The 1,224-nt window shown below is 65.2% G+C and carries 2 protein-coding genes; both read right to left on the reverse strand.

Annotation, left to right across the window (positions count from 1 at the left end; genetic code table 11):
- Positions 1 to 245: transglutaminase N-terminal domain-containing protein (locus tag HX846_RS38835; protein ID WP_306173217.1), on the reverse strand; the 245-nt coding region annotated here is incomplete at its 3' end.
- Positions 245 to 1,224 (reverse strand): alpha-E domain-containing protein (locus HX846_RS38840; protein ID WP_178967657.1); only part of this gene is annotated, 980 nt, incomplete at its 5' end. The genes HX846_RS38835 and HX846_RS38840, both read right to left, overlap by 1 nt.

The following is a 1,224-nucleotide window of genomic DNA, read 5'->3' on the forward strand; positions in this document are numbered from 1 at the left end:
GTCAGCCCGGCGTTCACCAGCAGTTCATCATGGGGCCGCTCGAATGCCAGCCGGGTGATCGGGTTGCCGAACACATCCAGTTCATCCCGGCGCGAGGTCGGTTCTGGGCTGATCTCCAGTTGCTGCGAGCTGCAGCGCTGCCAGGCGCAAGGCCGCGGCCACAGGTGCGCCAGCTGCTGGGCCAGGGACACCGGGCTGTCGTAGTGGTAGTGGGTATCGTGGAAAATCTGGTAGCGGGCACTCATCACACAGACACCGTTTGCTGGCTGACATCGTCCACATGGGCAAAATGGCGCAAGGCCAGGCGATCCGAGACTTGCCCACTTTCATCGGCCACCGCTTGCAGCAGGTCGGCCAGGCCGTCCAGCGCAGCGCGCACACTGGACTCGCCGAACAGCGGGTTCTCCAGGCAGCCCAGGTCAAAGCGCGCCAGGCGCTCCACCAACGGCGCCAACCCGGTTTCCCGGGGCACGCCGAAATCGTCATTCAAGCGACGCAAGGTGCGGCTCACCAGTTTCAGCTGGAACAGCACTGCGTGGGGGTTTTGCTCATCCAGCAGCAACAGGTCCAGCACCGGAATCAGCTGCGGTACCGCGAGGTAGCGCGAACGATAGGTGATGCTGCTGTTGCCCAGTTCCAGCAACCACTCCAGCCCGGCCTGATCGAACACCGCCACGCCGCGCAGGAACGCCGCCAGGCTGCTGCTGAGAAACTGCAGGCGCTCGATGCGCCGGCCCATCATCAGGAAGCGCCAGCCTTCGTCGCGGGTCATGTCGTCAAGGGCAAAGCCCGACAGCGCGGCCAGGGACATCACCAGGCGGTTGAGGAAATCCAGCAGTTCGCCGAAGTCCGGCTCTTCGCTTTCCAGGTCCAGGGCTTCGCGCTGCAACTCCACCAGCGCCTGCCAGTTTTCCCGGGACAGCTTGCCGCGCACCTGGGACGCCGCCCACTGCAAGCGCTGCAAGTTGGCCCGCAGGCTCGACGGCCAGTCATCACCGAGCAACGCCGCCTGAAGCCGCTCAGGCAACTCGCCCTCCTCCGGCAACAGTCGCAGGTTCTCACCCAGTTCAACCGCCGCCTGCAGCGCCAGCAGGTCGTCTCCGTCGACATAGCGGGCGAGGACGATCCGCAGCCAGCGCGCACTGTCATCACAGCGCTCGCAATAGCGGCCAAACCAGAACAGGTTTTCCACCACCCGCGACGGCAGGTACGGATCGCGCCGCA

Source organism: Pseudomonas sp. K5002 (assembly GCF_013386655.1).
Classification (GTDB): domain Bacteria; phylum Pseudomonadota; class Gammaproteobacteria; order Pseudomonadales; family Pseudomonadaceae; genus Aquipseudomonas.